Origin of the sequence: Hungatella hominis (genome assembly GCF_014288005.1) — a bacterium.
In the GTDB taxonomy this organism is placed as follows: Bacteria; Bacillota; Clostridia; order Lachnospirales; family Lachnospiraceae; genus Hungatella; species Hungatella effluvii.
On the sequence record NZ_JACOPB010000003.1, the window covers coordinates 175,441 to 200,285 of the forward strand.

The 24,845-nt window shown below is 50.7% G+C and carries 21 protein-coding genes, 1 riboswitch and 1 other annotated feature; of the genes, 6 read left to right on the forward strand and 15 right to left on the reverse strand.

All coding sequences use genetic code 11. The features are described 5' to 3' along the window. Positions 1 to 18 precede the first annotated feature (18 nt). Positions 19 to 528 (reverse strand): cysteine hydrolase family protein, encoded by a 510-nt coding sequence (locus H8S75_RS08845; RefSeq protein ID WP_187020861.1) that lies wholly within the window; start codon positions 526 to 528, stop codon positions 19 to 21. Positions 529 to 681: 153 nt separating this feature from the next. Between H8S75_RS08845 and H8S75_RS08850 the strand changes: the two genes are divergently transcribed. From H8S75_RS08850 to H8S75_RS08865, 4 genes are all read left to right on the forward strand, one after another. Next, the gene (locus H8S75_RS08850; protein ID WP_002600103.1) at positions 682 to 1,119 is read left to right on the forward strand and encodes a hypothetical protein; all 438 of its coding nucleotides are present in this window, start codon (positions 682 to 684) and stop codon (positions 1,117 to 1,119) included. A 71-nt stretch (positions 1,120 to 1,190) separates the two neighbouring features. Beyond that, positions 1,191 to 1,434: a binding site (T-box leader), on the forward strand. Positions 1,435 to 1,507: 73 nt separating this feature from the next. Continuing rightward, positions 1,508 to 2,608, forward strand: coding sequence for an ABC transporter substrate-binding protein (locus tag H8S75_RS08855; RefSeq protein WP_187020863.1), 1,101 nt, complete (start codon positions 1,508 to 1,510; stop codon positions 2,606 to 2,608). Positions 2,609 to 2,634: 26 nt separating this feature from the next. Beyond that, entirely contained in the window at positions 2,635 to 3,522 is an 888-nt protein-coding gene (locus tag H8S75_RS08860) for an ABC transporter permease (RefSeq protein ID WP_187021362.1), read from the forward strand. Then, complete coding sequence (locus H8S75_RS08865) at positions 3,515 to 4,288, forward strand: ABC transporter ATP-binding protein (protein WP_117623710.1); 774 nt, start codon at positions 3,515 to 3,517, stop codon at positions 4,286 to 4,288. Before H8S75_RS08860 ends, H8S75_RS08865 begins: the two co-directional genes overlap by 8 nt. A 118-nt stretch (positions 4,289 to 4,406) precedes the next feature. Here H8S75_RS08865 and H8S75_RS08870 read toward each other — a convergent pair whose 3' ends face one another. The 10 genes from H8S75_RS08870 to H8S75_RS08915 form a co-directional block, all read right to left on the reverse strand. After that, the gene (locus H8S75_RS08870; protein WP_187020864.1) at positions 4,407 to 6,716 is read right to left on the reverse strand and encodes a sensor domain-containing diguanylate cyclase; all 2,310 of its coding nucleotides are present in this window, start codon (positions 6,714 to 6,716) and stop codon (positions 4,407 to 4,409) included. A 182-nt stretch (positions 6,717 to 6,898) separates the two neighbouring features. Beyond that, positions 6,899 to 6,971, reverse strand: a riboswitch (cyclic di-GMP riboswitch). Between the two features lie 45 nt (positions 6,972 to 7,016). Next, complete coding sequence (locus H8S75_RS08875; protein ID WP_187020866.1) at positions 7,017 to 8,042, reverse strand: sugar kinase; 1,026 nt, start codon at positions 8,040 to 8,042, stop codon at positions 7,017 to 7,019. A 96-nt stretch (positions 8,043 to 8,138) separates the two neighbouring features. Beyond that, the gene (locus tag H8S75_RS08880; RefSeq protein ID WP_002600109.1) at positions 8,139 to 9,170 is read right to left on the reverse strand and encodes a sugar kinase; all 1,032 of its coding nucleotides are present in this window, start codon (positions 9,168 to 9,170) and stop codon (positions 8,139 to 8,141) included. A gap of 216 nt (positions 9,171 to 9,386) precedes the next feature. Beyond that, positions 9,387 to 10,037: a bifunctional 2-keto-4-hydroxyglutarate aldolase/2-keto-3-deoxy-6-phosphogluconate aldolase gene (locus tag H8S75_RS08885; RefSeq protein WP_002600110.1), complete on the reverse strand. Its 651-nt coding sequence runs from the start codon at positions 10,035 to 10,037 to the stop codon at positions 9,387 to 9,389. 103 nt (positions 10,038 to 10,140) lie between these two features. After that, positions 10,141 to 10,902: an IclR family transcriptional regulator gene (locus tag H8S75_RS08890; RefSeq protein ID WP_187020867.1), complete on the reverse strand. Its 762-nt coding sequence runs from the start codon at positions 10,900 to 10,902 to the stop codon at positions 10,141 to 10,143. Between the two features lie 792 nt (positions 10,903 to 11,694). After that, a complete protein-coding gene (locus H8S75_RS08895) occupies positions 11,695 to 12,495 on the reverse strand; it encodes a carbohydrate ABC transporter permease (RefSeq protein WP_002600112.1) in 801 nt (266 codons plus the stop codon). Next, positions 12,488 to 13,369, reverse strand: a complete 882-nt coding sequence (locus H8S75_RS08900) for a carbohydrate ABC transporter permease (protein WP_187020869.1) — start codon at positions 13,367 to 13,369, stop codon at positions 12,488 to 12,490. The genes H8S75_RS08895 and H8S75_RS08900 overlap by 8 nt, the downstream gene beginning before the upstream one ends. Positions 13,370 to 13,388: 19 nt before the next feature. Further along, the gene (locus tag H8S75_RS08905) at positions 13,389 to 14,729 is read right to left on the reverse strand and encodes an extracellular solute-binding protein (protein ID WP_187020870.1); all 1,341 of its coding nucleotides are present in this window, start codon (positions 14,727 to 14,729) and stop codon (positions 13,389 to 13,391) included. Between the two features lie 301 nt (positions 14,730 to 15,030). Further along, on the reverse strand, positions 15,031 to 16,791 hold the full coding sequence (locus H8S75_RS08910; RefSeq protein ID WP_187020872.1) for a cache domain-containing sensor histidine kinase: 1,761 nt from the start codon (positions 16,789 to 16,791) through the stop codon (positions 15,031 to 15,033). Further along, positions 16,788 to 18,290, reverse strand: coding sequence for a response regulator transcription factor (locus tag H8S75_RS08915; RefSeq protein ID WP_187020873.1), 1,503 nt, complete (start codon positions 18,288 to 18,290; stop codon positions 16,788 to 16,790). Before H8S75_RS08915 ends, H8S75_RS08910 begins: the two co-directional genes overlap by 4 nt. Before the next feature lie 394 nt (positions 18,291 to 18,684). Here H8S75_RS08915 and H8S75_RS08920 point away from each other — a divergent pair, with 394 nt between their 5' ends. Together H8S75_RS08920 and uxaC are read left to right on the forward strand one after the other, a co-directional pair. Further along, a complete protein-coding gene (locus H8S75_RS08920; protein ID WP_187020875.1) occupies positions 18,685 to 19,686 on the forward strand; it encodes a LacI family DNA-binding transcriptional regulator in 1,002 nt (333 codons plus the stop codon). A 76-nt stretch (positions 19,687 to 19,762) separates the two neighbouring features. After that, complete coding sequence (gene uxaC, locus H8S75_RS08925) at positions 19,763 to 21,166, forward strand: glucuronate isomerase (protein ID WP_187020881.1); 1,404 nt, start codon at positions 19,763 to 19,765, stop codon at positions 21,164 to 21,166. A 101-nt stretch (positions 21,167 to 21,267) separates the two neighbouring features. Here uxaC and H8S75_RS08930 read toward each other — a convergent pair whose 3' ends face one another. The 4 genes from H8S75_RS08930 to H8S75_RS08945 all read right to left on the reverse strand — a co-directional run bounded on the left by H8S75_RS08930 (position 21,268) and on the right by H8S75_RS08945 (position 24,718). Next, positions 21,268 to 21,531: a hypothetical protein gene (locus tag H8S75_RS08930; RefSeq protein WP_243270212.1), complete on the reverse strand. Its 264-nt coding sequence runs from the start codon at positions 21,529 to 21,531 to the stop codon at positions 21,268 to 21,270. A 178-nt stretch (positions 21,532 to 21,709) separates the two neighbouring features. Beyond that, complete coding sequence (locus tag H8S75_RS08935; RefSeq protein ID WP_187020884.1) at positions 21,710 to 22,675, reverse strand: phosphotransferase family protein; 966 nt, start codon at positions 22,673 to 22,675, stop codon at positions 21,710 to 21,712. Then, positions 22,653 to 23,714 (reverse strand): M20/M25/M40 family metallo-hydrolase, encoded by a 1,062-nt coding sequence (locus H8S75_RS08940; RefSeq protein WP_187020886.1) that lies wholly within the window; start codon positions 23,712 to 23,714, stop codon positions 22,653 to 22,655. Before H8S75_RS08940 ends, H8S75_RS08935 begins: the two co-directional genes overlap by 23 nt. 2 nt (positions 23,715 to 23,716) lie before the next feature. After that, positions 23,717 to 24,718: a LacI family DNA-binding transcriptional regulator gene (locus H8S75_RS08945; RefSeq protein ID WP_187020888.1), complete on the reverse strand. Its 1,002-nt coding sequence runs from the start codon at positions 24,716 to 24,718 to the stop codon at positions 23,717 to 23,719. Positions 24,719 to 24,845 lie beyond the last annotated feature (127 nt).

The window sequence follows — 24,845 nt, forward strand, 5'->3', positions numbered from 1 at the left end:
CCTTCCCCGATCCGCCGCTTACTGCACGGCAATGTGGCACATCTTCATCGCGTTTAAGGCATTTTTATGGCTCTCCGGCGAGACTCCCGCACAGCATGAGGAATCCACGAGAACCGGCACCTCCGGGATCGCGGCCTTCACCAGCAGCGCGTTGGAGATGACGCAGATATCCGTACAGACTCCGATCAGCATGACAGACTCATACGGCCGTTCCTGAACGTATTCCATAAGGGCGGTGCTTCCGAAGGTATTCTTCTCAAACCGCTTCCCCTGAAATTCCTTTAAGGAGGAATCCAGCTCCCAGCCATCGGTGCCCCTGATACAGTGGGGAACCGGCAGATTCTTTCCTTCCTGGGTCTCCATATACTTTTCATCGTGGGTATCCAGCGTGAAGATCACATCCTCTCCCGCTGCCTGATACTCCTCGATCATCTTTTTTACATTGGGCACAATCGCCTGCGCCTCGGGACTTCCCAGCGCGCCGTCTATAAAATCCTTCTGCATGTCCACAACAATTAAGAGCTTCATTTGTCAAACCTCCATTTTTACAGATATTTGCTTTAGTTTACCACAATTTGATATCCTTAGGAAGATATTTCCTCGATTTTTCCCGCAGGCCGTAGTATACTGAAATCAGAAACGGCTGCTGTGCCGTAACGAACCAGAAAGAAGGATATTTGTATGGAAGAGAAAAAAAATCCCTTTGCATCCCTGTCGGACAAAGAACTGGAGGCCATGTTAAAAAGGCTGGAGGACTCCAACGAACGCCAGGCCTCCTACGCGAAAAAGCAGTACCGGATGTCGCAGATTACCGCGCTGGCCAGCATTCTGATCCTTGCCATCGTCATCTATACCTCTGCAACCATCATCCCCCGTGTCAACCGGCTTTTCGACGATGTGGAGACGGTGATGGACAGCGTGAACGTGGTGGCAAAAGAGCTGGAGGAGGCGAATTTGGGCCAGATGGTAACGGATATCGACAACCTGGTAACCTCCAGTGATCAGAGCGTGAAGGAAGCCCTCCAGCAGATTAATTCCGTGGATATCAAGACACTCAACCAGGCGATTCAGGACTTATCCAACTTAATCAGCCCGCTGGCGCGCTTTTTCGGAAAATAGAGGAAATACGAAGGAATTTAAAAATAGTTGTTGACAAATCCATTTTGACGCATTAATATAATAAGCAATAAAATAAACCGTTGAAAAAGAGGAGTAAGCTATCCCGCAATATTTCAGAGAGTCGCCGCCGGTGTGAGTGCGATATAGAGCAGACAGCTGAATGGACTTTTGAGGGCGGTCCTGAACCATCAGGTAAGTAGGGACCGACGGAGACCACAACCGTTATCTTCGTGGCATATATGTTGGTATATGAAAAGCGGACTTCTATGGAAGTCAATTTGAGTGGCACCGCGGATTTGTTAATTCGTCTCAAGTATGTTTTTAGAACATACTTGGGACTTTTTTTATGTTTAAATTAAAATATATGATTCATGAGGAGGAAACAATTATGAAAAAAACAATGAAAGCACTCTTACTCGCAGCGATGACGGTAACCGCACTCGCGGGCTGTTCTTCCAAACCGGCGGATCCGACGACCGCCGCCACCGAGGCTGTTACGACCACTGCCGCCGATTCCGCGGCCGACACCGCCGCCGATACGACAGCCGCAGAAGGAGCCGCTGCCGAGGACGGCAAGTCCTACACCATCGGCATCGGCCAGTTCGCGGAGCACGGCTCCCTGGACAACTGCCGCGAAGGCTTCTTACAGGGACTGGCAGACGAGGGAATCGTCGAAGGCCAGAACTTAACCATTCTCTACGAAAACGCACAGGCGGACGGCGGAACAGCCAGCCAGATTATCAATAATTTTATCTCCAAAAAGGCCGATTTAATCTGCGCCATTGCGACTCCGATTGCACAGGCTGCCTACGGCGGAGCGAAGAAAGACAACGTTCCTGTCATCTACACGGCTGTAACCGATCCGGTTGCCGCGGCGCTTGCAAACGAAGACGGAACACCTGTCGGCGAAGTAACCGGCACCAGCGACAAGCTTCCGGTAGAGAAGCAGTTAGAGATGATCCGAAAGATTCTTCCGGACGCGAAGAAGATTGGCATTCTCTACAGCACCAGCGAAGTAAACTCCGAAACCGCCATCGCCGAATACAAAGCCGCAGCTCCGGATTACGGATTTGAGATCGTGGAAGGCGCCGTAACCTCCACCGCCGATATTCCGCTGGCTGCCGACAGCATCCTGGAAAAAGTGGACTGCTTAAACAACTTAACCGACAACACCGTCGTAAGCTCTCTCCCGATGATCTTAGACAAAGCCTCCAAGAAAAACATTCCGGTATTCGGAAGCGAGGTGGAGCAGGTCAAGATCGGCTGCCTGGCTTCCATGGGTCTCGATTACGTAGATTTAGGAATTCAGACAGGTAAAATGGCCGCCAAAGTGTTAAAGGGCGAAAAGAAGGCCAGCGAGATGAACTTCGAGGTGATCGAGGAAGCTGCATTCTACGGCAACAGCAAAGTGGCCGGGAACCTGGGCATCACACTTCCGCAGGAATTAACGGATTCCGCGGCTGCTGTCTTTGATGAAATTACACAGTAATATACTACTTCTCCTGGAGGAAAGCTATCATGTCAATCATACTTGGCGTTTTTGAAGAAGGCCTGGTCTATGCCATCATGGCACTGGGCGTCTATATCACATATAAGATTCTGGACTTTCCGGACTTATCCGTGGACGGAACATTTCCGCTTGGCGGAGCCGTAACGGTCACACTGATACTGGCCGGGGTTAATCCGGTGCTCACGCTGTTCGCCGCATTTGCGGCCGGCGTCCTGGCCGGATGCGTGACGGGATTCATTCACGTAAAATTAAAGGTCCGGGACCTGCTGTCAGGTATCATTGTCATGACCGCCCTCTACTCCGTCAACTTAAGAGTTGCGGGTAAATCTAACGTACCGATCTTCACCAGCGATTCGATCTTTGAAAATGATTTTGTAAGCCGTATTTTTCCGGCCGGCATCAGTAATTTCACCGTCGTTATCATTCTCGCCGTGATCGTAATCCTGGTAAAGCTTTTGCTGGACCTCTATTTAAAGACACGGTCCGGCTACCTGCTCCGGGCAGTCGGCGACAACGACACGCTGGTTACCTCTCTTGCCAAAGACAAGGGTATGGTAAAAATCGTGGGGCTAGCGATTGCCAACGGCCTGGCCGCACTGGCCGGCTCGGTCTACTGCCAGCAGAAGGGCTTCTTTGAGATCAGCATGGGTACCGGCACCATCGTCATCGGCCTGGCAAATGTTATCATCGGTACGAAGCTGTTCAAACGTGTGGGCTTTGTCAAATCCACAACGGCTGTCGTCATCGGCTCCATCATTTACAAGGGCTGCGTCTCTCTCGCTATCTATATGGGCATGGAGGCCTCCGATTTGAAGCTGATTACGGCCGCGCTGTTCCTCGTCATACTCGTACTCAGCAACGGCAGGGAAAAGAAGGTGAAGAGTCATGCTTGAATTAAAACAGATCAATAAATACTACAATCAAGGAACCGTCAACGAGATGTGCCTCTTCGAGGACTTCAGCCTGACCATCAAGGACCGCCAGTTCGTCTCCGTGGTCGGAAGCAACGGCTCCGGCAAGACTTCCATGTTAAACATCATCTGCGGAAGCATTCCGTTGGACAGCGGACGCATCATCATCGGCGGGAAAGACATCACCAGCATGCCGGAATACAAGCGTCAGCGCCGCATTGGCCGCGTATACCAGAATCCGGCCATGGGAACGTGTCCGCACATGACAATCCTGGAGAATATGGCTCTGGCCGACAACAAGGGCAAGCCCTTCAATCTCCTTCCGGGTACGAACCGCCAGCGAATCAATTACTATAAAGAACAGCTTCATTCTCTCGGACTGGGTCTAGAAGATAAGCTGCATGTAAAAGTCGGCGTACTCTCCGGCGGCCAGCGCCAGGCCATGGCGCTCTTAATGTCCACCATGACTCCCATCGAGTTTCTGATTCTCGATGAGCATACAGCCGCGCTGGACCCTAAGACAGCCGAGGTCATCATGGAGCTGACGGACCAGATCGTAAGGGAAAAAAACTTAACCACGATCATGGTTACACACAATCTGCGCTACGCCGTGGAGTACGGCGACCGCCTGATCATGATGCATCAGGGCAGCGCCATCATTGACTCTGCCGATGAAGACAAGGCTTCTCTGAAGGTGGACGATATTCTGGACAGATTCAATGAGATCAGCATCGAATGCGGAAACTGATCTCTATTCCAGAAACATTTTTCTTTTTATAAAGCTTTTCATTACAAAGAAATACCGCTGCCAGAGGAATCTTCCATTTGAAGAAATCCTCCGCCAGCGGTATTTTACTTTTTATCCTTTAATCCAGCCTTTCCAGGATCATCATCTCTTCCTCTTCCCCATAAAACGCGATCTGGTTCTTGCCCCGCCCTTTGGCCATATAGAGCGCCTCATCCGCGTGTTTATAGAGTAATTCAAACGTATCCCCGTCACGAGGGCCAAAAGCCATTCCAATGCTGATGGACACGATGCGTTCCTCTTCGTTCAGCGTCAGGGCGTGAACCTGGCGGCGTACTTCCTCAGCCCGTAAACTGGCGCACTCACAGTTCGGTATATGTTCCAGGAACACAACGAACTCATCGCCTCCGAACCGGGCAATTAAATCGTCCGACCGGAACGCACCAGAAAGAATCCGCGCCATCTTCTTTAAGACCGCATCTCCCTCCTGATGGCCGTATTTGTCATTGATCTCCTTGAAGCCGTCTAAATCCAGCATGATCAGACAGGACAGGCTGTCCTCATTTTTCAGGGCCTGTTCTACCTTCTCTTCAATATTCCTTCTGTTGTAGAGACCCGTCAGCGGATCCCGCTCTGAGGAATACATAAGTTCCATCTTCCGCTTCGTCTCCTCATCCACATCCCTCACATAGGCGAATGCCACCGGATTTCCTGAGACCGGCTCCGTCAGCAGGGAAATCGTACACGTCATCCATTTATAGTCCTCCGAGCCGGGGTACGTCGCGCGAAACAGCTCCTTTTGCTCCCGCTCTCCGGTATAATAAGCAGCCAGCAGCCGGTTGGCCTGCATCTGCCCGGCGATCCTGTCATGATCCGCCGGATGGATGTAACAGCACATCTTCTCGATGAATCTTCCGCTGTACAGAAAGCCCTTGCCTCCTTCCAGCCAGTTTTTTCCATGGATGGTACAGGCCATCACCTGCTGCCTTACGAGATCCACGGACCACATGGCGACTGCTTCCGAGAGAAGTGCCGCACGGTACTGCTCCTCCTGGGCGAAACGCCTCCGGATCCGCCGCTCCTCCGTGATGTCCTCCAGCGTTCCAATGGCCTTAGCCACCTCGCCCTTACCGGCTCTCACCGGAGTCACAGACAGCCGGAAATACGTGTCCTCCGAAAAGGAGGTTCCGCCCGCAAATTCCAGTGGTCCCGGTTCCTTGCCCTCGGCGATTCTCTTTAAGATCATCTTCCATTTTTCCAGATCCTCTGCGGCTACCAGTCCTAGGGCGGCCCCTTTGGCTGATATCTGTTTCAAAACAGTCGGAAATTCCACTTCTTTTACAACTGGAGGTGATATAAAGCTGAGGCTGTCCTCTTTCGGCACATACTCGAATGTGGTTCCCGTGGAATGGAGCAGCGCCAGTTCCAGCTTTTTCTTCTCCAATTCCAGGGCCTCCTTCGAGTCCAGAATGATATTTCTCGTCTTTCTTGACCAGAGGATGATAACCGCCAGTTCCGCCAGGAAAAGTACAAACATCTTCACCGTAAGGAATAAGGCTGTCTCTCGAATGTGCTCGCGGTACCAGTTGGAAACCGTATAGGGAACAACGGTAAGCACATACCAGTCGTTGATCTCGGCAGGTGCATAGTATACGATCCGCTTCTCATTCCCGACTGTAAACAGGAAAACGCCCTGCTCTTTTCGTTCCATCTTCTTCTGTAAATCGCTGACAGCTTCTGCATCCATATCCGTATCGCTGCGCAGAAAGCTGAAATATTCACGACCGCTGTACAGGCTGTCTTCATGGCTGGTCTGCATGATCACTGTTCCGTCCGATTTTAACACATAACTGTAGCTTCCAGAATTAAACCCCTTGGTCGTTACCATATCCACCATCTGATCCACGATCATGATTCCGGCGATTCCGCCTTCCACAGTCTTTCCCTGCATAACAGGTGCGTAAAAAGCGAACACCTCCTGCCCCGTTACACTGGAGAGAAAAACGTCCGTCATTCCGCTCTCCCCTCTGCAGATTTCTTCCACATAGCCTCCTACAGACGGAGGAAGAATCTCATGTCCTACGGTATAAAGGCCTCCGTCAGCCGAGACCAGCCTGATATTGGCAAATCCACACTTCTCTTTCAGCTGTTCATAAACTCTTTGACGGGATTCTTCGGTCAGTTCAGGTGTTTCCGACAGAAAGTCTGCCGCATATCTCACTTCTTCAAACACTCTGGTCAGTTCAGTCTTAACCGCAGTCTGGGACTGGTCATTGACGTCCGCAAGGTGTTCTGTCGTCATGTCTGTCATCAGATGATCGACACGCCTGGAAAAGTCATACAGAAACAGATAGATAAACGCCAAAACCAGCACAACGAGCAGCATCACCGCTCTCACATGATTCCTGCTGAAGCTGTTTTCCTTTTTCACATTTTCCCTCCTTGTTTCCAACAGGTCGCCATTTACGAATCAAGCAGCAGAAATATGTCAGGGATGGCCCCTTTAAAAACACTCTGTGAAAGAACATCGTTTGGTCTGACAGCTTTTCTCCAATACACGAAAAAAGGCTTCAGTCAGATTAATCTGGCTGAAGCCCCAACATATCGTAAGGTTTTAGCAGCTGGCTGCCCATACGGCCCTTTAGCTTTGCGTCGCTGCCTTTCGACAGTTTTGCCATTACTTAATATAATAGATTCAGAACCCCGTCTTGTCAACCATAATTTTCCAGTTTTACCGGCTCATTTCGCTCTGCGGGCCTTTCTGGTTGTGCTCACGGATAATCATGTTCATTTCCTCTAAATCCGAGGTCGGCAGGTCGCCGGGGATGGTATTTTTCAGGGCGCTGGCCGCGTTGCCGTAACGCACCGCCTTCATGCAGTCGCCGCCGCTGCTCAACAGTCCGTATAAAGCGCCCGCGATATAGGCGTCCCCGCTTCCGATCCGGTCCACCACGTCTATATTGCGGTAGGGTTCTTCCTCGTAATACTCATCTCTGGCCGCGTCGTAAATCACGGAGCCGAAGGTATGGCTCTTCGGGCTGTGCACCACTCTCTGGGTGGATGCCACGATGGAGATCGGGTAGTCCTCTGTAAAGCTCTTCATCATCTCCCTGGCCGTTCCCGTCTTCTGAAAAGTCAGCCGGGCGGTATCTTCCGAGCAGAAGAAAATATCCACATAGGGAAGAATCTGCTCGATGCACTCTCTCGCTTCCTCTCCCGTCCACAGATTCCCGCGGAAATTCACATCGAAGGAAATGATGGTGCCGGTGGATTTAAACCTGCGGATCATGTCAATGGCAGTCTTTCTCGTGTTTTCACACAGAGCCAGGGTGATTCCCGTCGTGTGGAAACAAGTCGCCGCACGGTACATGTCCTCCGGGAACGAGTCCACACTGATGCCGTAGAAGGAGCTGTTCTTTCTGTCGTAAATAACCTTCGGTTTTCTGGGATGGGCGCCGTATTCATAGTAATAGAGGCCCAGTCTCGCATCGGAGCTGTGGTCATAGACAAAGAAATCATCGCTGATTCCGTAGGAACGCACTTTATTTTTCACGAAATTGCCCATGTCATGGGATGGAAGCTGGGTCACCACGCCGGTGTGAAGTCCTAAAAGGGCTGCGCCGACTGCGACGTTTAACTCTGCTCCGCCCACCTGCTTCTGAAATGAATCACCGCGCACCAGGCGCTCCACTCCGGCCGGAGATAAACGCAGCAGCAGTTCGCCTAAACTTAACAAATCAAATGGTCTGTTACTCATGATCGATCTTCCTCACTTCCAGATTGTTTTGACCTCTAAAAAGGGCCATTCTGCAAAAGCTTATAAAAGCTGATTAGAATGACCCCGCTGTCTTAATTATCTCTGTACACGTCCTGAACCGTCCCCGCCTGCAAGGCTTTCAACGTCTTCTCTTGTAACCAGGTTGAAGTCGCCAGGGATGGTGTGCTTTAATGCTGAAGCAGCTACCGCATACTCCAGTGCACTCTTATAATCCTTGCCGTCAACCATGCCGCAGATCACGCCGGCTGCAAAGGAGTCGCCGCCGCCTACACGGTCTACGATTGGTGTGATGTGGTACTTTCTGGAGTGATAGAACTCACGTGTTGCGCCGTCCATGATGCAGGCTGACCAGCCGTTATCGGAAGCGGAATGGCTCTCACGTAAGGAGCTGATAACATACTTGAAGCCAAACTTGTCGATCATCTGATTGAAGATGTCAACATAGCCCTGTAACTCCAGCTCGCCGGAGGTTACGTCGGTGTTGCCCGGCTTGAAGCCGAGAACCTTTTCTGCATCCTCTTCGTTGCCGATGCATACGTCAACGTACTGCATTAAATTTGTCATGACCTTCTGAGCCTTCTCGGAAGACCATAATTTCTTGCGGAAGTTCAAGTCTACGGAAACAGTAACTCCGTGAGCCTTGGCAGCCTTGCAGGCCGCTTCTGTCAGTTCAGCCGCAGAATCGCTGACTGCCGGTGTAATTCCTGTGAAATGGAACCAGTCAGCGCCCTCAAAGATCTCATCAAAATTGAAATCAGCCTCGGTTGCTGTGGAAATAGAAGAATGAGCTCTGTCATAAACAACCGTAGACGCTCTCATGGCGGAACCGGTCTCTAAGAAGTAGATCCCCAGTCTCTCGCCGCATCTTGCGATGTGCTTTGTGCATACGTTGTACTTTCTCAATGCCGCTACTGCGCATTCACCGATCGGGTTCTTCGGAACTGCTGTCACAAACTCTGCGTCATGGCCGTAATTAGCCAGGGAAACTGCTACGTTTGCCTCGCCGCCGCCGTAATTTACGTCAAATTCATCTGCCTGGATAAACTTCTCATTGTTCGGGGTAGATAATCTTAACATGATTTCGCCCATTGTTACTACTTTTGCCATTATTTAATCTCCTTTTTTAATCTATATTCGTAACAGTTCAGACGGCTCATCTTCTTGACCGAAAAATCCGGTCAAGAAGCATCGGATATTCATCCGATGTGAAAATTAGTGCAGGAAGCCGCTTACAAGCAAGCTTGGCGCTGCTTCCTGCACTAATTTTCCCGCCCTCTGAACTGTTACCCATTTTCTGTTTTGATGCCAGTGCCGGGTATTGTCTTATGCGCGTGCTGCCGCAACTGCCTTTACAAATTCCTGAGCCTTTGCTGTAACTGCCGCGAAGTCGCCTGTCTTGGCGCCCTTTGTCAGGCTGCTGCCGGTTCCTACTGCGTAAGCGCCTGCCTTGATCCACTTGTCCACGTTGTCCACGTCAACACCGCCGGACGGCATGAACTCACCCTGAGGAAGCGGGCCCTTGAAGGAGCTGATGGCTGCCGGTCCCATGATGTTGCCCGGGAAGATCTTGATAACGTCACAGCCGCACTCTAATGCGGTGATCGCCTCGGTTGGTGTCATAACGCCTGGAAGCATCGGAACTCTGTAGCGGTTGCACATTCTGATGGTATCTGCGTTTAAGCCAGGGCTTACAACGTAGTTGGCGCCTGCCAGAATAACGGCTCTTGCTGTCTCCGGATCGAGTACAGTACCTGCGCCGATAACAACGTCTTTGTTATCTCTATATTTTTCAGCCATCTTTGCGATGAATTCAACCGGGTTGCCTTCATCCATGGTCATGGTAATCTCAATAAAGTTAATGCCGCCTGCGATGATGGCGTCAACCACTTTCTCGCCCTGCTCCAGATCCTTTGCACGAACAACGGCTACCAGGCAGTCTTCTTTCATCTTTGCTAAAACCTGTTCTTTTTTCATGATTGCTCTCTCCTTCTTATTCGCATATACGAATGTCTTTCATAATTGCGATTCTTATACTTGAATATTAATCGTTTCTCTTCATTTTGTCAACAGGTAATCTTTATATTTTTCCAAGAAACCCTAACAGTCTTGAAACCTCCTGTCCTTTTTCCGCGACAAGGGCTCCCAGCGCCTCGTAATCCTCGGTCGGCTTATATAAGCTGGACACGCTGATCGCCCCCAGACAGGAACCATCCCGGTCGAATACGGGGGCACCCACACACTGCATATGTTCTTCCATCTCCCGCGCATCGAACGCGTACCCGCGCTCCCGTACCTTCTCCAGCTCCTTTAAAAGCGATTCTCTTCCCAGAATCGTCCGATCCGTATGCCTGACAAATTTGATCCTGTTTATCACCTGCTCTCTCGTCTCCTCGTCACTGTATGCAAGAATGACCTTTCCCAGCGAGGTACAGTACATGGGATTCTTCGAGCCGACCGTCGCCGTGGTAATGATCGGGTTTTCCGGCTCAAACTTGCATATGTAGACAACGTGGTGGTCGGAAGGGATTCCGAAAAACACGGTCTTGCCCACTTCCTTTGAAAATGCCTTGAGCACCGGTTCAATCGTGCTGATAAAATCCAGATTATTCGTATAGTTAATTCCAATGCGGTAGGCCATCAGCCCGATAGTATAGCTCTGCTTCTGCCCCCTGGCCACATTGACCATCCCCATCTCGGCCAGCGTCGTCACAATATCGTAGGCGCTCGTCTTCGGGAGCTTCAGCTTCTCGCAGAGATCATCGAGCGTCGCTCCCTCCGGTGTTCTGGAAATCATCTTTAAAATTTCCACGGTTCTCTGTGTCGTTCTGTTCAGTTTCATGTTATGCCTCCGTTCTTACTCCTCTAGTATACCTCCCCGGGCCTTTAAAAGGCAATATGAAATGCTCTCCTACGAAGTATTTGTAAGTATTTACAAAAATATAACACGTTTCTATGCAAAATGTCAAAATGATTTGGTTACGCCCAAATTCTTGCGGGGAGGGGGAGGCGGGGAAGAGGGCAGACTTCTTGTTTCCTCGGCGGCAGGAACTAAAGCCGGAAGACAGGAAAAAAGGGTGGATCGCGCAAATTACGGAGAACTCCTGAAGGACTTCTCCTCCATGTGCACTTGAAATCTGGCTTGGAGGCCAGATTTCACCACCCTTTTTTCCTGCCTTCCGGCTTAAGTTCCTGCGAGCCTCGGAAAAGGAAGCCTGCCCTCTTCCCCGCCTCCCCCTCCCCACAAGAATTTGGGCTGTGTACTGGCTGCTCCGGAAAAAAAGCAAAAACAAAAACAATACTATTTCATAAATATAAAGCACTAAAACCTCCAACACACCAGCGGGTCTGCCATCCTGGCTCCCGAGGTACACAGCCCCGTGCCATTGCGTCAGGCCCAGGCTGCGGGCGGATAGGGGCGGGAGCGCTATGGTTATTCCAGTGTGCCGGCATCTGGATACGAATCATAAGAAAGTCCGAGCCTGGCGAACGCGCCCGCATTTGGCGTGTACGACAGGTTCGGACTTTCTTATGGTGAGTAGGAAGCAAGACGGACACGGAATAATCATAGCGGTCCCGCCCCTATCCGCCCGCAGCCTGGGCCTGACGCAATGGCACGGGGCGTACCCCCCCATCACTTAACGGAGCCCAGCATTCCTTCTACGAAGCTTTTCTGCATGATGAAGAAAATCGCTGCGGTCGGGAAGGTCGCCGTTACGATGGCTACCATGATCATTCCAAAGTCCGGTGTGTAAGCGGAGTTCATGGCGGATATGATCAGGGGCAGGGTCATCTTGTCGTCGGTCTGAAGGGCAACCAGCGGCCATAAGTAGCTGTTCCAGATGTTCATAAAGGTGATAATGGTGGCCGCCGCGAAGGTCGAACGCATGACCGGGCAGTAAATGAGGAAAAAGGACTTCATTTCTCCCAGTCCGTCTACCCTGGCAGCCTGGAGGATTTCCTTCGAGAAGGACTTCGTGTTCTGACGGAAGAAAAAGATCAGGAACGCGGTCGCCATGGACGGCAGTATGACAGATAAAAATGTGTTAAGCAGTCCCCATTTTGCAAACATGCGGTAGCGGGGTATGAGGAGCGTTGCCATGGGTACCATCATGGACATCAGAAGGAGCGCCATGACCTTATCCTTGATCCGGCTCTTATAAATCTCAAATCCATATCCGGCCATGGCGGCTACCAGGACCGTTAGAACCGTGGCGATTACCGTAATGATCATGGAATTCTTGATGCCCGTCACAATATTCGTCGTGGTAAACAGCGTGTGAATGTTTGTAAACAACTGGTTCCCCAGCATCATCCTGCCGCTTGTGATATCGACGGAGGCATTGGTCGCACTGATGATCATCCACAGAAACGGGAAGATGGACAGAAAAGACGCAATGCATAAGAATACGTATTTTGCTGTTTTTTTAATCATGTTTCTTCCCTCCCGTCACTTTAAACTGGATTGCTGTGAGAACGACAATCATCAGGAGAATTGCATAGGAAACCGCGGAGGCATATCCGAAGTCGGGCGTGTATTTAAAGCAGAGGTTATAGATGTACTGTGACATCGTAATCGTCGCGTTGCCCGGTCCTCCCTGGGTTAAGTTTACCACCTCGTCAAACAGCTGGAGTGTTCCGCTGATCGACGTGATACTGGTAAACAGAATAATCGGCTTTAACAGCGGCGCCGTAATGGAAAAGAACTTCTGGACCACATTGGCTCCGTCGATCTCCGCAGCCTCGTAAATCTCGGGATCGATATTCTGAAGCGCGGATAAAAAGAAGATCATGTTGTATCCGGTCCAGCGCCAGGTGATTGCGATAATGATCGTAATCTTCCCCCAGAAGGCGTCCGTCAGCCAGTGGATCGGCGACTGGATCACATGAAGTGTCATCAGCATCTGATTGATAAAACCGCTGTCGGAAAAAAGGCTCTTAAAGAGGACTGCATAGGCTACCAAAGAGGTAACACACGGCAGAAAGATCGCAATGCGGAAGAAGCTGCGGCATTTCAGTTTCTTATCGTTTAAGAGCACTGCGTACAGCATGGCCAGAAAAAGCATAACCGGCACCTGGACAATCAGGTAGAGAAATGTATTTTTAACTGAGGACAGAAATATGGGATCGACCAGAAGCCGTTTATAGTTAGCCAGCCCACAGAAATGGAGATTCATCCCCATTCCTGTCTGAAATGAATTGGCTAACGCTCCTATCATGGGATAAAAGCAGAATATCACTATAATCAGCGTGCCGAAACCAATGAATAACCATCCCTTTATAACGCTGGATATTTTCTTACTATTCATTGTTTTCCTCCCAAAGGTCTTACCGGGCCTGTGCTTCCGCCTGAACCTGCATGCTCTTCATGGCGGCGTCGATGTCCTCGCCCTGCAGGATTTTCTGGATTTCCGCCATCACGATATCCTGGAACGCATAGGTATAGGTACCATAGTTTACATTCGGAATTTCTTTTGTAATGGAGGCAATCTCCTGGTAAATCTTCTGGTTGCCGAAGAACGGAATTTCTTTATTATAGACATCGCTCTCCTGAGACGGTAAATACGTTCCTACGATTCCCTTCTCATCCAGCAGCTGGTTGTAAAGCTCTTTGTTCTCGCCGAAGGTGGTTTTTAAGAAATCCAGGGCGATATCGGAATTTTCAACGCCGTTTAGGATGTACCAGCTGCCGCCGCCTAAGTTGGAAGCATTGGTTGCATTGGGAACGCTGTCCAGTCTCGGGATCTTTGCAACTCTCCACAAGCCATCCTGACCTTCCCCTTTCATAATAGAAGGAGTAAACCAGCAGCCCTTCATCTGAAATGCCACTTCGCCTTTGTTCACGCCTTCCAGAAGGCCCGCCCAGCCGCTGTACGTTCTGACCAGATCGTCATCGGTGATGGTCTTGATGATTTGCAGGCATTCCTTAAGCGCTGGGTTATTCTCCATGTCTGGAGTCGTTCCATCCTCTTTCGTGAACCAGGTGCCGGCCGACTGCATGGTCAGCTTCATTAACTCGATGTCACTCGGGTCCATGGAGATCATCTTCTTCCCCGTGGCCTCTTTGATCTTTTTGCCCATTTCGATAAACTTGGACCAGGTTAAGTCCTGCATGTCTTCCTCGGTATACCCCGCCTGCTCGATCATGTCCTTGCGGTAGTAGAGGACGGCGGCTCCATTGTCCCACGGAATGCCGTAGGATTTTCCCTCCAGCGTCATCGGTCCCTTTTTATATGCGGCAAAATTGTCGTAATTAATCTCGGAAGTCAGATCCATAAATGCTCCCGGATAAGATTTTAAGAAAGACTGGATCCGGTAATCCTCGATGGGAACCGCATTCGGAAGGCCCTTTAAGGAGCCTGATCCCAGGCCGGTGTTCAGCTTCTGTACCACATCATTCTGGCCGACCTCCACGATGTTGATCTCCACATCCGGATGGTCCGTCTCGTAGATTTCCTTCGCCATCTCCAGCGCGGCAATATTGAATTCCTTATCCCATGCCCAGAAGGTCACCGTCTTTTTGTCCCCCGAGGAGGTGCCGGCAACTTCCTGTTTCGTCGTCCCCTCCCCAGTCTGCGTTCCCGCATTGTCAACCGGTGCCTTGCTCCCACAAGCAGTCAGGCTGGCAGCCAGGGCTACTGCTGCCGCAAACAAATACATTTTTTTCATCTCTGTCTTCTCCTTTTCTATATGATGCCTTTATTTTATCGTTATAACTCACAAAAATATCGTATTTTATTTGGAATAATACAGCATCATGTGATTAAATTCATGCGAAGGCAAAAGGAAAAAAGTACTTTTTTATAATTTTGGTAATTTTTTCGTAACAGTTCAGTCGGCGGGAAAATTGGTGCAGGAAGCGGCGTCAAGCTTGCTTGTAAGCGGCTTTATGCACCAATTTTCACATCGGATGAATATCCGATGCTTCCTGACCAGCCTTTTCGGTCAGAAAGATAAGCCGTCTGAACTGTTACATTTTTTTCAGGTGATAAGGAAGTCTCAGGCTGACCGAAGTGCCGGTTCCGATTACACTGTGTATGGTCACGCCGTACTCCTCCCCGTAGATCAGCCGGAGCCTTTCATGGACATTGGGAATGCCGATTCCGGTCAGATGGCGTCTCCTGTCGCTGCTCAGCAGGTCCGCCGTCTCCTCCTGTGACATGCCGTCTCCCTCGTCGATAATTTCACAGATCAAGTCATCCCGCTGCTTCTTTGCAAAGATCCGGATCTTCCCCTCCTTCTTATTCTGGAACGCATGGAAAAAGGCGTTCTCGATAAATGGCTGCAGAATCAGCTTGGGCACCATGCATTCCATGCCCTCCTCTGCCAGGAAATACTCCACCTCGATGCGGTCGCCGTACCGCACCTGGTTGATAAACACATACTGCCGGACCAGATCGATCTCCTCCCGCAGCGTGATCTCCTCCTCCATGTTTCCGATCGTCTTCTTTAAAATAGCGATCAGCGCATTGATGGTATCCGAGGCCTTCTCCGTGTTGTTCTCCCAGGTGAGATACTTGATGGAGGCCAGAGTATTATACATAAAATGCGGGTTGATCTGCATCTGCAGCGCCTCAATCTCCAGACGCCGCCCCCGCTCCTGCTCCTCCATCAGCTGTTTGACGTAACTGTCAATCTCATCCACCATCCGGTTGTAGACATCCGCCATCTGCCTCACCTCCGAGTTGCCTTTCACAGGGCTCACCTTTTCGAATCTGCGGTTTTTAAATGTTTCCAGCTGCTGGATGAAGAAATTAAGGGGCGATACGATGCGGCGCATGATGAGGAATACCACGGCAATGGCTGTCCCTGTGATTAGAAAGCCAGTCACAAGGATATTGCGGCGGACTCCCGCGTAGGATTTTAAGAGGGCCGCTTCCTCCACCGTGTTGACCATGTACATATCCAGCTCCGGTATGTATCCCGATATCACAATCTCCGGCTTATGGTTCTCCTTAACGGTCCGGTATGTGTCTCCGTTCTCCCTCATCGAACGGACCAGCGAGAGCAGCTTCGTCTCCTCGCTTCCCAGACTGTCTTTCATATTGCCCGACACAATCTGGCCGTCGGAAGACAGGATTACCATGCGGCTGCCCTCCGGAACGGCCTCGCTGAACATCTGATAGAATTCCTCCTCGGGAATCGTAATGTAGGCTGTGGCAAAGCTTTCACTGGAGGACGGAAGAAACAGCCGCCGCGCTGCTATCACACATTTCCTGTCCTTAAAATCATCGGTAATGCCGTAGTCCTGATACGTATACTGGAGCCGTCTGCTGGTCTCGCTGATCTTCAGGGAGCAGGGCATGTTCTCTATCTCTTCCACAGGAACCGATATCCTCTCCCCTGTAAAGGAAAACGCACTGCCTTGATTGCTGACCGCGACCAGGTTCTGAGCCGTGCCGGAAGGCACGGAATCGTGGTAGACCTTCAGGATGTCGTACGTCTTAATAAATTTCTCCGTGCCGCAGGCGTCGGCGGCGAGAAAGTAATTCTTCAAGGCCGGTTTCGTCTCCAGGAGCCTTAAGAGCATTAAATAGGAGTTGTTGTTTTCTTCCACCTTTTTCTTGATGTTGTCCATCAGCTTGGCATTTAAAAAGGTGGACGACTGGATGAAAAGATTCTTCGTGATCCAGTCCGAACTGGCGATGGTGCAGAAATTGGTCAGGACAATGCTGCTCACCACTACCAGAGAAAGCTTAAAAAAGGTACCCCACCGAATCTGACTCTTCATAGTTTTTCCCCCTGGCGCCTCGCCCGGTTCCGATATGTATGCGGAGAGTAGCCGGTCTGCTTCTTAAAGACCTTTCCAAAATAGCTCTGGTCCGTATATCCGATCTCCTGCGCAATCTCCGACAGGGAAAGCTCTGAGGCGGTAAGCAGCTCTTTCGCCTTTTCCACCCGGACCGAGTTTAAGAATTCATTGATTCCCTGCCCCATGTGAGAGGAAAAATACGAGGAGAGGTACGAATAATTCATGTTAAAATCCGCAGCCAGAGTTTTCAGCGTCACCGGTTCGCTGTAATGCCGGTACAGATACTCCGTGATCCTCAAATAAAGGCCGCTCCCCCTCGCCTCCTCCGTAATCTGCCCGATCTCCTGATAGATGGCGGCAATGGCTCCGATGAGTCCCTCCAGGCTGTCGGTGATGCCAATGGCCGTCAGGAAGGACAGCTTGCGCTCTTCCAGCTGGGGCGGACAGAAATCATTTTCATTCAGTTCAAAAATCGTGTTATAGAGCGTACTCTCCATCAGCTTCTTCACGGCCATCTCGCTGACCGCCATGCCCCGCAGAGAGCTTAAGTACTCCACCAGCACGGCTCCCGCGGTTCCCGCCTTCTGCTGGCGCACCAGATCGCACACGGTCTTCTGGTCCAGGGCCGGAAGCTGCAAAATCCCGTTCTCTCTCAGATCGAGATAATCTTTCCGGCTGTCGAAAAACCGGTAGGAGAACAGTTCCGAGAGTTTCTGTGCCTCCGTCTCCAGCGAAACGCCCTTACCATAGGGCGGGCTGATAATCATCTCAATGTTGCGCAGATAGGCGGTGCCCTGCCCGGTCACCGTGCGCAGCTTTTCGTCAAACATTTCCGGGTAAAAGCAGCCGATCGTGTAGATGTACACCTGGCTTTTTTTCAGTATAAAACTGTCAAGATAGAATCGCCCGAACGCTTCCTTTATCATCTCCTCCATGTGGCCGATGGTAAGCTCCTGCTTGTTGGTTGCCCCCTGGAGGATCTTCCCGGGCTGTATGGCGATCAGATAATAGGTGGTGCAGGCGTCCCCCTGCTCCGGACACGCTTCCTCTCCGCCGCTTCCCCCGTGATCCTTGGCATGGATGACCCCCTTCTTTCTGCCTAAGAGGCGGAGCGCCCTAAGCAGATAGTCGGATTCCAGCTCCGGTTTCAGGATATAATCAAAAACACCGTATTTAAACGCACTTTTGACGTATTCAAAATCCTGATATCCGCTCAGAATGATGGTGGACACCTCCGGATACTTTAGATTTACGGCACGCAAAAGCTCCAGCCCGTTCATCCGAGGCATCATAATGTCACAGATCATCATGTGGGGCAAACTCTGTTCCAGAAACTCCAGCGCCTCCTCCCCGTTCGTCACTTCCCCGATGATCTCGAATTCATCGCTCTCCTGTTCGATGATGTAGCGCAGCGCCTTTCTGACCAGCAGCTCGTCCTCCACGATCAGAATTTTACATTTATCACACTCGTATCCCATTTCCCGTATTCCTCCCTGTATTTTCCCATAATGATCACCTGCTTATACTGCGCAGGAGTCACCGCGGCATTCAAACACCCGCTTTTTGCGGAAATATCCCTGCTTTCTAGTATAACTCCTGTAAGTATTTACAAACAACCACAGTTCCTGGTAACCGTTCAGGCGGCTCATCTTCCTGACCGAAAAATACGGTCAGGAAGCATCGGATATTTATCCGATGTGAAAATTGGTGCACAAAGCCGCTTACAAGCAAGCTTGCCGCCGCTTCCTGCGCCAATTTTCCCGCCGTCTGAACTGTTATTTAAAATTATATTCTGGGGATTGTATTATTTATCAGATGATTGTATAATAAAAGCAATATGTAAATACTTACATTTTCCAAGGAGGTGATGTTTTGAATATCTACGATGTTTCAGAACGGGCTAACGTTTCTATCGCTACCGTTTCCCGTGTCATCAATGGAAATCCCAATGTCAGTGAGAAGACGCGGAACCGGGTTCTGGCGGTGATGGATGAACTTGGCTACACGCCCAATGTCTTTGCCAGAAGCTTAGGACTTAACACCATGCGCACCATCGGCATCATGTGCGCGGATTCCTCCGATCCCTGGCTGGCCGGCGCCATCTACTATCTGGAGCAGGAGCTGCGCCGCAGCGGATACGATTCCCTCCTCTGCTGCAGCGGCTACTTGCCGGAGACGAAAAAGAAGTATTTGGAGCTGCTGCTCTCCAAGCGGGTGGATGCCGTCATTCTGGCCGGTTCCCACTACGTGGAGGCCAGGCAGAAGGATAATGCCTATCTAATAGAGGCCTCAAAAGAGCTTCCCATCATGCTGGTCAACGGCTGTCTTGACGGCAAACAGATCTACAGCACGGTATGCGACGACCGGACCGCGGTCTATGAATCGGTCACCAGGCTGATCCGGTCAGGCCGTACTTCCGTCCTCTATCTGTACGCCGGCAGTTCCTACAGCAATCTGCAGAAGCTGGCAGGCTATCACGATGCCTGCGCGGCAGCCGGCTTGAATATCCGCGACGATCTGGTACGCATCTGTCCCAAGGATTTAGACGGCACGGAAGAACTCCTGCGTTCTCTCGCCTCCGCCGGTTTGAAATTCGACGCAGTCTTCGCCGCCGAGGATGTCATGGCGGTGGGCGCTGTCAAATATGCAAATAAAACCGGAATCAAAATTCCGGATGAAATGAATATTATCGGGTATAATAACTCTATTCTGTCCCGCTGCACCGATCCGGAGCTGACGACCGTCGACAACAAGGTGGAATCGCTCTGCACCACTACGGTCACGACTCTGATGAAGGTCCTGGGCGGCGGAAACGTTCCGGTGAAAACCACCATCTCGGCAGAGCTGATCAAACGAGGCACTACTGATTTTTAATGAATGCAACAAGATTTCCCCGCCTCTGCAGGTGATGGGATTCATTGTATAAAGAAGCAAAAAGGAGGATTTTATCATGAAACAGTTTATGGACAAAGATTTTTTACTGTCTACGGATGCGGCCAGGGACCTCTTCCACAACTATGCAGAAAAAATGCCTGTCGTGGATTACCACTGCCACATCAATCCGCAGGAAATTTACGAAGACCGTAAGTTTGACAACATCACTCAGGTATGGCTGGGAGGTGACCACTATAAGTGGCGTCAGATGCGTTCTAACGGCGTAGAAGAACAATACATCACCGGAGATGCCTCGGACCGTGAGAAATTCCAGAAATGGGCGGAGACCCTGCCGAAGCTGATCGGCAACCCGCTGTACCACTGGAGCCATCTGGAGCTTCAGAGATATTTCGGCTTTACGGGATATTTAAACGGCGACACCGCAGAGGAAGTGTGGAACTTATGCAATGAAAAGCTCAGCCAGGATTCCATGAGCGTCCGCAATCTGATCCGTCAGTCAAACGTAACCCTGATCTGTACCACCGATGATCCGGCCGATACACTGGAATGGCATCAGAAGCTGGCCGCGGATGATTCCTTTGAAGTGAAGGTGCTTCCGGCCTGGAGACCGGACAAGGCCATGAACATTGAGAAAGTGGATTTTGCTGCTTACATGGCGAAGCTCTCAAAGGCCGCAGGCATCGAAATCACCGATTTTGCCTCCTTAAAGCTGGCGCTTAAGAACCGTATGGAATTCTTCGCCTCCAGAGGCTGCAGCGTATCCGACCATGCGCTGGAATACGTGATGTACGTTCCGGCCGACCCGGTTGAACTGGATACCATTTTCGCAAAGGGACTGGCCGGCGGACCGGTTACCCGCGAGGATGAATTAAAGTATAAGACTGCATTCATGCTCTTCGTGGCAAAAGAATACAATCGCATGGGTTGGGTCATGCAGCTTCACTATGGCTGCAAGCGCGACAACAACGCGATGATGTATGCAAACCTCGGACCGGACACCGGCTTCGACTGCATCAACAACTACGCTCCATCCGCTCAGATGGCCGATTTCTTAAATGCGCTCAGTGCAACAGACGAGATCCCGAAGACGATCATCTACTCCTTAAACCCGAATGACAACGCCTCCATCGGCACCATCATCGGCTGCTTCCAGAGCCAGTTCCCAGGCAAGATCCAGCAGGGTTCCGCCTGGTGGTTCAACGACCACAAGACAGGCATGACCGAGCAGATGACTTCTTTGGCAAACTTAGGCTGCCTCGGCAACTTCATCGGCATGCTGACAGACTCCAGAAGCTTCTTATCCTACACGAGACATGAGTATTTCAGAAGAATTCTCTGCGAACTTGTGGGCGGCTGGGTAGAAAACGGAGAGTATCCGGACGATCAGAAGGCTTTGAAGGAGATTATCGAAGGAATTTCTTATAATAATACGGTGAAGTATTTCGGATTTGATTTATAAATTCATAGCCTGAAGCTTTGTCTGAAAAGGAAGCTTACGCGCTGGCAGACAGTGTCTGCGGTGCGTAAGCTTCCTTTTTTCAGGTTATATGTATGGAGGCATCATGAAATTGCCTGGAGTTTCCCACTGTGTTCAGTAACAACTATTTTCAGCAGATCAATGTCAGCCTGCATTGCCTCTATTTTATCACTTGTATCTTCATACCGTTTTGAAGCAGGGACGTAATTTTCCAAAATTAAGTTTATATTGGGATTGATTTCATTTTCGATCCTCAGATTGATTTTCCGGATATCCTGTTTTATGTTCTGGATATCCTGCTTCATATCCCGGCTTTCCTGTTTTAATTCCTGGATATCCTGCTTCATATCCCGGACATCCTGTTTCAAAGGTTGAAGCTGTTCTGTCATCTTTTTGTCAATTAAATCTGACATTGCCAGCAGTAACTCATTATCTGTCATGATATCCCCTCTTTCCTATCATACTAACAGTCCAATTGCGGTATAGAAAAGTTTATCACAGTTCCAGGAGGAACACAAGGATTTTTTATCCCTGCAGTTCCCGCACAATGCTCATCTGCCTCTGCAGCAATCCGGTTCCGTGTTCATACATCTCCATGGTCTCATAGCGTCTGTATTCACATTCCAGAGACTGGAGCACCGCCATATAGATATCATACCACAGCGCCCGGCGTTCCTCGGCTTCTGTAAGCGTCTCTTTTCCATATCCTGCCATAAATTCTCTGTTGCTGCCGAATGTCCGGAATCCTACTTCCAGCAGCGGATCGCCCCACAGGCTTCTCTCCCAGTCGATGATTCCAGTCACGTGTTCTCCGTCTGTGAAGATGTTTCCGGCCCAGATATCCCAGTGCACCAGGCGGGGTTCTGTTACCTCTTCGAAAAACCGGCGGTCTTTTTCCAGACGCTCCCGGATCTCGCTGACGGGCAGCTTCAAATCAACCGCTCTCGTCTCCGCGTCACAGAGGCCCATATCCATCATCCTTTTAAAAACGGGATACCACGCATCCCCCTGGCATTCCGTCTGTCCCTGAAGGCCGAAACGGGAGCAGGTAATCTCATTGATTCTGCGGTTTATCGCACCAGTCTCCCTCATGAGCGCATGTACGGTTTCCTCCGGCAGCTTCTGACTCTGTGAATAGAGACTGTTTCCCCTCCGTTTCTCCATAAAGAAGTAGAAGGACGAACAGATACTCCTGCTGTCATCATAACCATATATCTCGGGAACCGGAATGAGCGGGTCTGCCGCCGCCATCTTCATGGCTTCCACTTCGGCAAACATGATATTTTTTTCGTAGGACATCACAGGGACGCCTTCCGGGGGCGCCACTTTTAAGATTACACGTCTACCGCTCTCAAGCGCCACTTCGTATGCCACATTGAAGTAGCCTTCCGTCAACTCCTCATAATCCTTCAGAGGATCATATGGGAAATACTTATCTGCTATCTTCCGAATCGTCTCTCTGCTCTGTTTATTCTTTGTCAGACTCTCCAAATCCCGTTTTCCTCCCTGAACTCTCCCATGAAACAAGGAACTCTGCAATCAGATCGATACATCCTTCCACATCCTTTTCATCAGCCATCTCGGCCGGATGGTGCATGTAGCGGAGCGGAATCGACACCAGCACAGTGGGAATTCCTTCTCCTGCAAAATGAATCTTGTCCGCGTCGGTATAGCTCAGTCTGCTGGCTGCCTCCGTCTGCACTTTCACTCCAATTCTGGAAGCGCATTCCCTCATCTTACGGTTCAGCCGTTTGGAGACGATGGGGCTGTTGCAGAGTGCCGGACCCCCGCCTAAGGTTACCTCGCCGGAATCCGCGGCGTTCATGCCGATACAATCGCTGGTATACGTCACGTCCACCACCACAGCCAGATCCGGTTTAACGCGGCTGGCCGTCCAGTACGCGCCGTTCTTCGTGGTCTCTTCCCCCACGGTGGCCGCGCTGTACACGCCGCAGGCGCATCCGCGCTTCCTGGCCTTTTTGAAGGCCTCCATAATAATAAATACGCCGAGCCTGTCATCCAGCGCCCGGCTTAAGAAACGGCCTCCCGCCGCCTTGCAGAATCCGGTGTCCAGCACAACGGGCGCGCCAGGCTCCACCAGTTTGCACGCTTCTTCCTTCGAATCTACGCCGATATCGATCAGAAAATCCGATGTCTTTAAGCCGCCTTCCTTTTTAAAGAAATCACGGTACGATTCCACCACTCCGTATACCGGTCCCCGCTCTGTCATCACCTTGACGCGGTGGCCCGGATAGGTTGCCGTAACAATCCCGCCGCGGTCGATCACCTGGAGGCGTCCCCGCTCGTTTACCGTCGTCACCATGAGGCCGATCTCGTCCAAATGGGCCGTCATCAGGATCCTGAAATCCCGGTCCGGCCCCAACACGCATACGGTATCCCCAATATCGTCGGTTCTCACCTCGTCGGCCAGTGGTTCCATATATTTTCTGATGACGGCCTGTCCCTCTTCCTCATAGCCGGATACCGTCACCGCACCTAAAAGTTCTTCCAAAAATACCTCGTCTGTCATCTCTATTCTGTCCTTCCCAGTCTTTTTACACTTTCTCTGATCACCAGCTTCGCGGGGATGAGCGTCTGAATGGAGATCTCTCTGCCGGTCAGAATTCGCTCCGCCAGGACTAAAACCGCCTGTTCGCCCATAAAATCCATGTACAGGTGGACGGTAGTCAGCGGAGGCACCAGATACTTTGCGGCAGGGATATCGTTGTATCCCACCACGCTGATGTCCTCGGGAATTGCAAGTCCATTTTCGTGAACCGCTTTATAACAGCCGATGGCAAGGGAATCGTTGGCCACAAACACCGCCGTCGGCCGGTCCGGAAGCTCCAGCAGCTCCTTCATCATCTGATATCCATACTTGGGCGTGTAGCCGCCGATCTTTAGATACTCCTCGTGAAACACGCCCTCCTGCTTCATGAAGCGCTGATAGGCGTAAGTCCGGTTGTCCACCACCTCCGCGCCATCCGAGTCAGTCTCGTAGCCGCCGATAAAGGCAATCTTTTCATGGCCCTGATCCATCAGGTATTTCATCACCTTCAGTACAGACCGCTCGATATCGTGGATAACGGAATCGAATTTCTCAGTATCGGGTACCGCATCTGCGAAGACCGTAGGCTTCTGATACGACTCGATCCGTTCCATCATGGACTGGCTGAACGTTCCCAGGCAGATGATTCCGTCCAGGACCGATAAGTCCTCTTTCGTATCGCCGCTGTTAATCCGGTACTTCTTGTATCCCTCTTCCGCCAGCTTCTTCTCAATGGCCACACGGACAGAGAGATAATACGTATCCTCCAGCTCCTCTTCCAGGGAATAGGAATAAAGGACGCCGATTTTCAGCTTCCTCTTTCTCTTTTTCTTATCCTTTACCTGGTAATCCAGCTGTTCCGCAACCTCGAAAATCCGTTTTCTCGTCTCATCCTGCACATTCAGTGTCTCATCGTAATTCAGGACTCTGGAAACCGTGGCGATGGAAACTCCCGCTTTCTCCGCAATATCCTTGATCGTAGCCATAACGTTATTCCCCTCTTATCCCCCATAAAAGTCAAAGATCACGGCAGGCCAATGTCTTACAACGTGTTCCTGCCGTGATATTAGTGCCGCCGGACCTAGTGCCGTTTCTGAAGACCTCACTAAGTGT

Excerpts from the sequence above, each read along its gene's own strand:
- H8S75_RS08910 (WP_187020872.1), bottom strand. The coding sequence starts at position 16,791 with ATGAAGAGTCAGATTCGGTGGGGTACCTTTTTTAAGCTTTCTCTGGTA.
- H8S75_RS08900 (WP_187020869.1), bottom strand. The coding sequence starts at position 13,369 with ATGAATAGTAAGAAAATATCCAGCGTTATAAAGGGATGGTTATTCATT.
- H8S75_RS08890 (WP_187020867.1), bottom strand. The coding sequence starts at position 10,902 with ATGAAACTGAACAGAACGACACAGAGAACCGTGGAAATTTTAAAGATG.
- H8S75_RS08880 (WP_002600109.1), bottom strand. The coding sequence starts at position 9,170 with ATGGCAAAAGTAGTAACAATGGGCGAAATCATGTTAAGATTATCTACC.
- H8S75_RS08895 (WP_002600112.1), bottom strand. The coding sequence starts at position 12,495 with ATGATTAAAAAAACAGCAAAATACGTATTCTTATGCATTGCGTCTTTT.
- H8S75_RS08940 (WP_187020886.1), bottom strand. The coding sequence starts at position 23,714 with ATGACAGACGAGGTATTTTTGGAAGAACTTTTAGGTGCGGTGACGGTA.
- H8S75_RS08930 (WP_243270212.1), bottom strand. The coding sequence starts at position 21,531 with ATGAAGCAGGATATCCAGGAATTAAAACAGGAAAGCCGGGATATGAAG.
- H8S75_RS08915 (WP_187020873.1), bottom strand. The coding sequence starts at position 18,290 with ATGGGATACGAGTGTGATAAATGTAAAATTCTGATCGTGGAGGACGAG.
- uxaC (WP_187020881.1), top strand. The coding sequence starts at position 19,763 with ATGAAACAGTTTATGGACAAAGATTTTTTACTGTCTACGGATGCGGCC.
- H8S75_RS08875 (WP_187020866.1), bottom strand. The coding sequence starts at position 8,042 with ATGAGTAACAGACCATTTGATTTGTTAAGTTTAGGCGAACTGCTGCTG.
- H8S75_RS08885 (WP_002600110.1), bottom strand. The coding sequence starts at position 10,037 with ATGAAAAAAGAACAGGTTTTAGCAAAGATGAAAGAAGACTGCCTGGTA.
- H8S75_RS08850 (WP_002600103.1), top strand. The coding sequence starts at position 682 with ATGGAAGAGAAAAAAAATCCCTTTGCATCCCTGTCGGACAAAGAACTG.
- H8S75_RS08945 (WP_187020888.1), bottom strand. The coding sequence starts at position 24,718 with ATGGCTACGATCAAGGATATTGCGGAGAAAGCGGGAGTTTCCATCGCC.
- H8S75_RS08865 (WP_117623710.1), top strand. The coding sequence starts at position 3,515 with ATGCTTGAATTAAAACAGATCAATAAATACTACAATCAAGGAACCGTC.
- H8S75_RS08855 (WP_187020863.1), top strand. The coding sequence starts at position 1,508 with ATGAAAAAAACAATGAAAGCACTCTTACTCGCAGCGATGACGGTAACC.
- H8S75_RS08845 (WP_187020861.1), bottom strand. The coding sequence starts at position 528 with ATGAAGCTCTTAATTGTTGTGGACATGCAGAAGGATTTTATAGACGGC.
- H8S75_RS08905 (WP_187020870.1), bottom strand. The coding sequence starts at position 14,729 with ATGAAAAAAATGTATTTGTTTGCGGCAGCAGTAGCCCTGGCTGCCAGC.